The sequence below is a fragment of the Halochromatium sp. genome (genome assembly GCF_046541315.1).
Classification (GTDB): Bacteria; Pseudomonadota; Gammaproteobacteria; order Chromatiales; family Chromatiaceae; genus Lamprobacter.
In genome coordinates this window covers 1-8,378 of the sequence record NZ_JBKHDN010000123.1, presented here as the reverse complement: position 1 = coordinate 8,378, position 8,378 = coordinate 1, and the positions used below count along the sequence as shown (strand labels likewise).

At 67.0% G+C, this 8,378-nt stretch carries 7 protein-coding genes and 1 pseudogene; 6 read left to right on the top strand and 2 right to left on the bottom strand.

Annotation, left to right across the window (positions count from 1 at the left end; genetic code table 11):
• Positions 1-388: 388 nt before the first annotated feature.
• The 4 genes from ACLFQI_RS09215 to ACLFQI_RS09200 all read left to right on the top strand — a co-directional run bounded on the left by ACLFQI_RS09215 (position 389) and on the right by ACLFQI_RS09200 (position 5,359).
• Positions 389-829, top strand: a complete 441-nt coding sequence (locus ACLFQI_RS09215) for a type II toxin-antitoxin system VapC family toxin (protein WP_410758710.1) — start codon at positions 389-391, stop codon at positions 827-829.
• A gap of 69 nt (positions 830-898) precedes the next feature.
• Positions 899-2,479 (top strand): peptide chain release factor 3, encoded by a 1,581-nt coding sequence (locus ACLFQI_RS09210; RefSeq protein WP_410758709.1) that lies wholly within the window; start codon positions 899-901, stop codon positions 2,477-2,479.
• Between the two features lie 69 nt (positions 2,480-2,548).
• Complete coding sequence (locus ACLFQI_RS09205; RefSeq protein ID WP_410758707.1) at positions 2,549-4,192, top strand: methyl-accepting chemotaxis protein; 1,644 nt, start codon at positions 2,549-2,551, stop codon at positions 4,190-4,192.
• Positions 4,193-4,228: 36 nt separating this feature from the next.
• The gene (locus ACLFQI_RS09200; RefSeq protein ID WP_410758705.1) at positions 4,229-5,359 is read left to right on the top strand and encodes a hypothetical protein; all 1,131 of its coding nucleotides are present in this window, start codon (positions 4,229-4,231) and stop codon (positions 5,357-5,359) included.
• A gap of 65 nt (positions 5,360-5,424) precedes the next feature.
• Here ACLFQI_RS09200 and ACLFQI_RS09195 read toward each other — a convergent pair whose 3' ends face one another.
• Positions 5,425-6,033, bottom strand: coding sequence for a DUF938 domain-containing protein (locus ACLFQI_RS09195; RefSeq protein ID WP_410758703.1), 609 nt, complete (start codon positions 6,031-6,033; stop codon positions 5,425-5,427).
• Between the two features lie 246 nt (positions 6,034-6,279).
• On the opposite strand from ACLFQI_RS09195, the gene ACLFQI_RS09190 reads away from it, so the two are divergent.
• Positions 6,280-7,197, top strand: coding sequence for a hypothetical protein (locus tag ACLFQI_RS09190; RefSeq protein WP_410758702.1), 918 nt, complete (start codon positions 6,280-6,282; stop codon positions 7,195-7,197).
• 45 nt (positions 7,198-7,242) lie between these two features.
• A complete protein-coding gene (locus tag ACLFQI_RS09185; protein WP_410758700.1) occupies positions 7,243-7,857 on the top strand; it encodes a hypothetical protein in 615 nt (204 codons plus the stop codon).
• A 99-nt stretch (positions 7,858-7,956) separates the two neighbouring features.
• Here the strand turns inward: ACLFQI_RS09185 and nadE are convergent.
• A pseudogene (nadE, locus tag ACLFQI_RS09180) lies at positions 7,957-8,378 on the bottom strand (NAD(+) synthase); the annotation flags it as partial.

The window sequence follows — 8,378 nt, the reverse complement described above, 5'->3', positions numbered from 1 at the left end:
GGTAGGCTCACGGGCAGGCTGATGGGCAGACTCATCGGCATGGATTCGCGCATCATGAGGGCCTGTTCATACAACTGACACGAGTCGTCAGGCGGGCAGAGATGCCGGGTATTGTGCGTGATGCGCGAGTGTGCTGCAATCTACGGAAATGCAGCACAACGAGGCACAGGCATGAGGGAGCTGAATGTCAGAGAGATGCGAGCCGCGATCGGTCGACTCGATGAGCTGGTCGATGCGGCGGGGGAGTTGGTGGTCCACCGGCGAGGTCGGCCGATCGCGAGGATTCTGCCGGTGGCAGGGGCGCGACAACGTCCGGATCATGCCGATTTGCGAGCGCGCATGCCGCACCTGTCGACGTCCTCGGCGGCGCTGATTCGCGCCGAGCGCGATGAGCGCTAACCGGCGCGCCTATCTGGATACCAGCGCCTTGGCGAAGTGGTATCTCAACGAGCCGGGCTCGGACGCCTTCGTCCGCTATCTCCAAGGCCTCGATGTCGCCGTGGTCAGCAGCCTGACGCGCACCGAAGTGCGCTCCATGCTGGCGCGTCGTCGACGCATGGGGGCGTTGAGCCACGAGCTTGAGTCCGTTGTTTACGCGGCGTTTCTCAACGACATTGCCCAGGGCTGGCTACAGCTCTATCCGGTCGAGGACGCGCGCTTCGATGAGGCGGCAAACCTGATCGCGCGCTATCCAGAGCACCCGCTGCGCACCTTGGACGCCTTACATCTCGCGATCGCGCTCCAAGCCGAGACCGATGCCCTTGCGACAGCCGATTCGGTGATGGCGGACACAGCGATCGCGTTGGACCTCGAGGTCGTCAGGTTCTGATGCTGCCGGGGCCAAGCCTCGGTTACACTAGCGGGTTTTGCGACGCGCCAACCCAGGCAGCCCGAGATCATGTCCCAGCTGGAAGAACAGCTCCATCGCCGGCGTACCTTTGCGATCATCTCGCATCCGGACGCCGGCAAGACGACCCTGACCGAGAAACTGCTGCTGTTCGGCGGCGCCATCCAGCTCGCCGGTACCGTCAAGGGCCGCAAATCGGCGCGCCATGCCACCTCCGACTGGATGGAACTCGAGAAACAGCGCGGCATCTCGGTGACCTCCTCGGTGATGCAGTTTCCCTATGGCGAGTCGATCGTCAACCTGCTCGACACCCCGGGCCATGGCGACTTCTCCGAGGATACCTATCGCACGCTGACCGCCGTCGATTCGGCCTTGATGGTGATCGACGTCGCCAAGGGCGTCGAGGAGCGAACGATCAAATTGATGGATGTGTGCCGGCTGCGCGCGACGCCGATCCTCACCTTCGTCAACAAGCTCGACCGCGAGGGCCGCGATGCGATCGAGGTGCTCGACGAGATCGAGCAGGTGCTCAAGATCCAATGCGCGCCGGTGACCTGGCCGATCGGCATGGGCAAGCGCTTCAAGGGCGTCTACGACCTGCGCCACGACCGCACCCATCTGTTCAGCGCCACCCACGGCGGCAAGATCCAGACCGGAGAGGTGATCGACGGGCTCGATAACCCACGCATGAACGAGCTGCTCGGCGATCAGGCCGATGAACTGCGCGATGAGCTGGAGCTGGTGCAGGGCGCGAGCCATCCGCTGAACCTGGACGACTACCTGGCCGGCCAGCAGACGCCGGTCTTCTTCGGCTCGGCGATCAACAATTTCGGCGTCAAGGAACTGCTCGACGCCTTCGTCGACTATGCGCCGCCGCCGCGTCCACGCGCGACCCGCGAACGTCCGGTCGAGCCGGCGGAACCCGCATTCACCGGCTTCGTATTCAAGATCCAGGCCAATATGGATCCGGCGCATCGCGACCGCGTCGCCTTCCTGCGCGTCTGCTCGGGCAGCTACAAGAAGGGCATGAAGATGCGCCATGTGCGCATCGGCAAGTCGGTGCAGGTCGCCAACGCCATCACCTTCCAGGCCGACGAGCGGCGTCAGGTCGAGGAGGCCTGGCCGGGCGACATCATCGGCCTGCACAACCACGGCACGATCCAGATCGGCGACACCTTCAGCGAGGGCGAAGACCTCAAGTACGAGGGCGTGCCCTATTTCGCCCCGGAGTTGTTCCGGCGCGTAGTGCTCAAGGACCCGCTCAGGCTCAAGGCGCTGCAGAAGGGTGTCCTGCAGCTGTGCGAGGAGGGCGCGACCCAGGTCTTTCGGCCGCTGAAGAACAATGACATCATCCTCGGCGCGGTCGGCGTGCTGCAATTCGAGGTCGCCGCCTATCGGCTCAAGGGCGAGTATGGCGTCGAGGCGGTGGTCGAGGCGGTGGGCGTGCATACCGCGCGCTGGGTCGAGTGCGATGATCCGAAGATGCTCGCGCGCTTCAAGGAGAAGGCCTACGAGAACCTGGCCCTGGATGGCGATGACTACCTCGTCTACCTGGCGCCGACGCGGGTCAATCTGGATCTGACCCAGGAGCGCTGGCCGGACATCCGCTTCAACGCCACCCGTGAACTCTGAGGCGAGGCCAGATCGCAAGGACCGGCAAGCAACCATCGATTCCGACGAGGCAAAGGGGGCTTGGGCACCATGCAAGACAGATTCCTGGCGATGTTCTCCAGGTTGACCATTGGCCACAAATTGGCCGTCTCCTTTGCCCTGGTCCTGGTGATCCTGCTGGTGATCGCCGCGATGGGCTGGGCCGGCCTGAGTCGCCTGGGCCAGACCCAGGCGTTGGTGGCGAAGACCTATGAACAGGCCCTCTTTCAGGTGCAAAAGGAGGTCGATCACCTGGTTTGGGTGAACGATCTGGCCAACGTCTTCACCTTGGGCTCCGAATTCCAGGGACAACTGGACCACACCCGGTGCGATTTCGGTCAGTGGTACTACGGCTTTCGCGGCAGCGAGGCCTATGCTCAGGCACCGGCGGAGTTCCGTCGCACCTTCGATGCCATCGAGCAGCCCCACCAGGCCTTGCATCAGAGCGCCATTCGCATCTTGCAGGCCGTGGACGAGGGCAACCGGCAACAGGGGCTGGCGATCTACCGAAGCCAGTCCCTGGGTTATCTGGAGGCCCTGCGGGCGTTGCTGAACGACCTGGATGCCCAGCTCGCCGAGCAGCGCGACGCGGTGATGGCCAAGGCCGAGCGCACCGCCTGGGTCGCCATCGCCTCCATGACCCTGGCGGCCCTGTTGGCGGTGGCCCTGGCCGGGCTGCTGGGATGGCTGCTCAAGCGAGCCATCGTCACCCCGTTGCAGAACACCACCCGCCATCTGCGCTCGATCGCCGAAGGCGAGGGCGATCTGACCCAACGCTTGCCGATCGAGAGCCAGGACGAGGTCGCCGATCTCTCTGCGGCCTTCAACGGCTTTGCCGAGCGCGTGCATGGCCTGGTCAAGCAGGTGGTGGAGGCCTCCGGGCAACTGGCGGCGGCCGCCGACCGGCTCGCGGCCACCAGCGGCGAGACCCGCCAGCAGGTGCATGCTCAGCAGTGGGAGGTGGAACAGGTGGTCACCGCCATGCACCAGATGGCGGCCACGGTGCAGGACGTGGCGAGCAATGCGGCGGAGACGGCCGCGGCCACCGATGCCACCGACGATCAGTCCAAGGCCGGCACCGAGGAGGTGGAACGGACCATCGAGAGCATCCAGTCGCTGGCCCAGCAGGTGGAGGACTCCGCCGCGATCATCAGCACGCTGTCGGCGGACAGCGATGAGATCGGCAAGATCCTGGAGGTGATTCGGGGCATCGCCGAGCAGACCAATCTGCTGGCCCTGAATGCAACCATCGAGGCGGCGCGGGCCGGCGAGCAGGGGCGGGGCTTTGCGGTGGTGGCGGATGAGGTGCGCATCCTCGCCGCCCGCACCCAGGACGCCACCAACGAGGTGCGGGAAATGATCGAACGCCTGCAGTCCAGTGCCGCCAAGGCGGTCGCGTCGATGGGCACGGGGCGCGACAAGGCCCGCGGCGGCGTCGAGCAGGCGGCGCGGGCGGGCGAATCGCTGCAGGTGATCAGCCATTCCGTCGGCACCATCAACGCCATGAGCACGCGCATCGCCGGCGCTGCCGAGCAGCAATCGACGGTGGCGATGAAGGTCAATCGCAACGTCGAAAACATCAGCGAAGAGGTCAAGCAAACGGCGTCCGGCGCCGATCAGATCGCCGCCATCAGCGAGACGCTCTCCGCGCTGGCGGCCGAGTTGCAGAGCCGCGTGAGTCGCTTCAAGGTCTGAATCCGGCAGGTGCTCGGCAAGCATGCAGCGAAGCTCATGACAGGCGAACTCACCGTTCTCGCGCCCGGCCTGCTGGGGCCAGTCCCCTTGCTGCCGGAGCAGGCGCCGCGCACCCCCGCGCTGGATCGCCTGTTAGGGCGCGGCCAGCCCCGGCACAGGCCGGATGCCGGGGCCGCCGACACCCGCCTGACAGGGCGTCTGCTCGAGCGTTTCGGCGCCGCCGCGAGCGCGCCCTATGCCCGCGCCGCCGATGATCCGCGCTGGGATCGAAAGGGGACTGTGCTGCACGCCGATCCGGTCCACCTGCGCCCGGATCGCGATCGGTTGCGGCTGTTCGATGCACGCCACCTCGGCATCGGACAGGACGAGGCCGAGACGCTCGCGCAAGCGGTGAACGCGCATCTGGCCGATGACGGGCTGCGGCTGGTGACGCCGGTGGCCTCGCGCTGGTATCTGGAGCTGGCCGAGCGACCCCGGCTCGAGACCCGTCCGCTCGAGGCGGCGATCGGTCGCCACATCGATGGCCTCTTGCCCACCGGGGCCGACGCCAGCCGTTGGGCGGCGCTGATGACCGAGGTGCAGATGCTGTTGTTCCAGTCGCCGGTGAATCGCGCGCGCGAGGCGTGCGGCCGACCAGCGGTGAATGCGCTCTGGCTCTCGGGCGCTGGCGAGTGGCGAGCGCTCGCGCGCCCGCCGGGGCTCGCCAAGGTGTGGGCCGATCAGCCACTGGCGCGTGGATTGGCGATGGCCAGCGGGCTCGATGTGATGGGGCCCGATGCGCCTGTGCCCGGGCCCGAGCCCGAGCCCAGACCCGATCGGACAGGACGCGCGGCGACGGGAGACGACGAGACAGGGCGCGCGCGTGCAGCCGGGCACGATGGCTTCCGCGCCGAGCCCGGGCTGCTGCTGGTCGAGGCCGGGATGGCCGACGGCATGCTCGATGCCGACGAGGCGAGCTGGCGCGGCGCCGTGCTCGGGGTCGAGGCGCGGGCCGCGCAGGCGTTGCAGGCACTGCGTGCCGGCGAACTCGATGGGGTGACCCTGGATCTCTGCGATGGGCGCCAATGGCAGCTAACCCTTGGCCGTTTGCGCCGCTTTTGGCGGCGACCGCGGTCGCTCGCGGAGCGGCTCGATCAGCCGCCGGCGCGCTCGGGGACAGCGCGCTAGAGGTCGCGGCGCTGGGGTCGGGATGCTCGGGCCCGGCGCGCTTGAGACCGGGTCCTCGGGTCCGCTCAGGACCGACGTCGCCAAACCAGGGTTCGATTATTGACCGGCATCGCGATCTCGTCTGCGAGGCCGAGGCCGGCGGCGCGGCCGAAGCCCTCCAGCTCGCGCAGGTCGCGCACCCCGCTCAGCGGGTCGTTCAGGCGCAGCATCTGGTCGAAGCGCGCATTGCTCTCGCTGTTGTGGCGGCCATCGACGCTGAACGGACCATAGAGCAGGAACAGACCGTCGCTCGGCAGCAGGGCGCCGGCGCCGTGGAACAGGCGCTCGACCTGCGCGAGCGACATGATGTGCGCGGTGTTGGCACTGTAGATGGCGTCATAGCCGGCGCTGCCGAAGGTGTCGATCCAGTCGTCATCGACATCGAGCGCCATGGGCGCGGGCAGGTTCGCAAGCCCCGCCTCGTCGATCCAGCATCGGATGCCGGGCAGATGCGCCGGCACATCCGTGCATTGCCAGCGCAGATGCGGCATCGCCGCGGCGAAATGAACGCCATGCTGGCCGGTCCCGCTGCCGATCTCGAGCACCGAACGGGCGGCTGTCAGCCACGGGGCGATGACCTCGAGGATCGGTTGCTGATTTTCTTGGCTGGAAGGGGAAAAGGGCTTGTCCATCATGGGGGCGGTCGCCTGTCTGCGTCGTCGATGGCTGGCGTTCGGGGCGGGCGCTGTGCGCATTGCCGGTCGTGCGCTGTGCGCCCCGAGAGTTGCGGTCGGCGAATCGGCTAGTTGCGGTCGGCGAATCGACTTCGCAACAGCGCGCGGCACGCCGATGCGGGACGCGCGGATCGGCTATCATGCACCCAGGCATGATCGGCGCCGGCCTGGGGCCGAATCCCTTCCTATCCCTGCTGCGAGACCGCGATGCGTGGAGTCCTCCTGAGCACAGTGCTGATCGGCGTCGCCTTGCTGGCGGCGTGCGCCGGCAGCGGCTCGCGCGAGGCCCTGGATGGGGCGGGCCGATCGGCGACCGATCCTGTCCCGGCCTCGAGCGCGTCGGTCAGCTTCGATGTCAGCGGCCCGGAACAGGATGGGGACAGCGCCGAGCGACAGCCGGATCTGATCGGCGAGCGCGTTGGCTTCAAGGCGGGCGCCCTCTATGCCATGGCCTATCGTCCATCGCCTAGCGGTGTCGAACTCGAGCGCGCGAACAGCTTGGCGGAACTCTACGGCGATGCGCGCCCCGGCTATGCGCTCTATACCTTCATCCTCGGAGGCCCGGTCGGCGCCGAGGTGGCGGTCGATGAGGCCGATTCCTATTCCGAGCTGCTGCGGGTGATCGAGACCTATGTCGCAAACGCCGACAGCGCCGCGACTGACAGCAGCGTTGGGCGGCATGGCTTTCTGGTCCAGGTCGATGCGGCGCAAGCCGAGGGCGCGCTTGCCGAGCGGGCGCGGCCTGGGCTCTCGCGGCAGATACAGGGGGCCTTGGCTAGGCAGCTCCGCGTGCATGGTCGGCTCGAACTGGCCGAGCGGCTCGAGCGCTCTTATGGTCCCTTTCTCGTCACCAGCCTGCGCCCGGCACTGCTGCCGATAGCGGACTCGACCCCGCTGCTCGTCGTCGATGTGCGGGCCATCGGACCTGAATACATGTATGCGTTGATCGATGCCTATGATCGTCCCATTCCCGGTGATCTCGCGGGCCGCCCGCAGAGCTTGGCGGCGATTGAGCGCCGTTTGCGGGAGATGTTTCCGGATCCTTGGCGCGATCATGGTGGCCCACCGTCGCCTGGAGGCGATTGGATCTGGCGGATCGGTGACGCCGGTGAAGCCAGTGGGTGAACAGGGCCCCGTGGTCGAGGCGGCCATTTCAGAGGAGGGTTGATCGTGGGTGGACGTCTCGGTGGTTTGCTTCGGTTCCTGATCGGTATCCTGCTCCTGCAGGTGGCCACGGTGTTGCTGACCTATACCGCGCTGAAGACCGATCTCGAGCAGACGGCTTCTCTGTTTGCGGGCCTGGCCGCGCTGCTCGGCTTTCTGGTCGCGCTCTGGTTCGATTCGGTGGTTGGCAGCGTGCGCGAGCAGAGCCTGGCGCGCCAGCACAAGCGGCATACGCGCGAGCGCGAAAAGCTGCGCCTGCAGGCCGAACGCGAGAAGGCCAAGCTCGCGGTGCGCAAGAAGAAGGCTGCTGGCGGCGCCAAGCTGCGCACCGGCGTCGCGGTTGGGGGCGTGGTCGGGGTCGGCGTGGCGATGATGTTCGCGCAATTCCTCACCCTCGGGCTGCTGACGATCGCGACCGCCGGTGGCGCGGCGGCCGGCTATGGGCTGCGCCTGCGCCAGGAGCGGCGCATCCGCACGCGCGAACTCGAGGCGAGCGGCGGCGAGCGTTTGCTCGACGCCGATGTGAGCGATGTGCCGGCACTGGCAGCGCAATCAGCCGCGCCACCAGCGGCACAATCGGCGCGAACGAAGAACCGCCGGAGCGCGAAGAAATCCAAGTAATTGCCCAGGAATGACGTCCCGATTTCGGAGCGAGCGGTCGCGGCCGCTTCGGGAAGCAAATGCTGGACCCTTCCCACGCAAGGGATCTTGAGTCGCGGCTCAGCGGTCCGGGGCGCCGTCCGGGACGTGATCGGGAACCTGTTGACGCAATTCTTGCAGCCAGATCGCGGCCTCGGCGTCGCTGGGCGCGCGCCAGTCGCCGCGCGGCGAGAGTGAACCGCCGGAGCCGACCTTGGGGCCATTCGGCATGCAGCTGCGCTTGAACTGGCTGAGCTGGAAGAAGCGCAACAGAAATAGCTCGAGCCAACGCTTGATCTCGGCGAGATCGTATTCGTGGCGCTGGGTCTCGGGCAGATTGTCCGGCCACGCGCCTTGGGTCTTGTCGTGCCAAGCGTGCCAGGCGAGGAAGGCGATCTTACTCGGCCGCAGCCCGTAGCGGCTGATCCAATAAGCGTTGAAATCTTGCAGCTCATAAGGGCCGATCTTGGCCTCGGTGCTCTGCAGGCCGCTCACCCCCATCG

Excerpts from the sequence above, each read along its gene's own strand:
- ACLFQI_RS09215 (WP_410758710.1), top strand. The coding sequence starts at position 389 with ATGAGCGCTAACCGGCGCGCCTATCTGGATACCAGCGCCTTGGCGAAG.
- ACLFQI_RS09210 (WP_410758709.1), top strand. The coding sequence starts at position 899 with ATGTCCCAGCTGGAAGAACAGCTCCATCGCCGGCGTACCTTTGCGATC.
- ACLFQI_RS09205 (WP_410758707.1), top strand. The coding sequence starts at position 2,549 with ATGCAAGACAGATTCCTGGCGATGTTCTCCAGGTTGACCATTGGCCAC.
- ACLFQI_RS09200 (WP_410758705.1), top strand. The coding sequence starts at position 4,229 with ATGACAGGCGAACTCACCGTTCTCGCGCCCGGCCTGCTGGGGCCAGTC.
- ACLFQI_RS09195 (WP_410758703.1), bottom strand. The coding sequence starts at position 6,033 with ATGATGGACAAGCCCTTTTCCCCTTCCAGCCAAGAAAATCAGCAACCG.
- ACLFQI_RS09190 (WP_410758702.1), top strand. The coding sequence starts at position 6,280 with ATGCGTGGAGTCCTCCTGAGCACAGTGCTGATCGGCGTCGCCTTGCTG.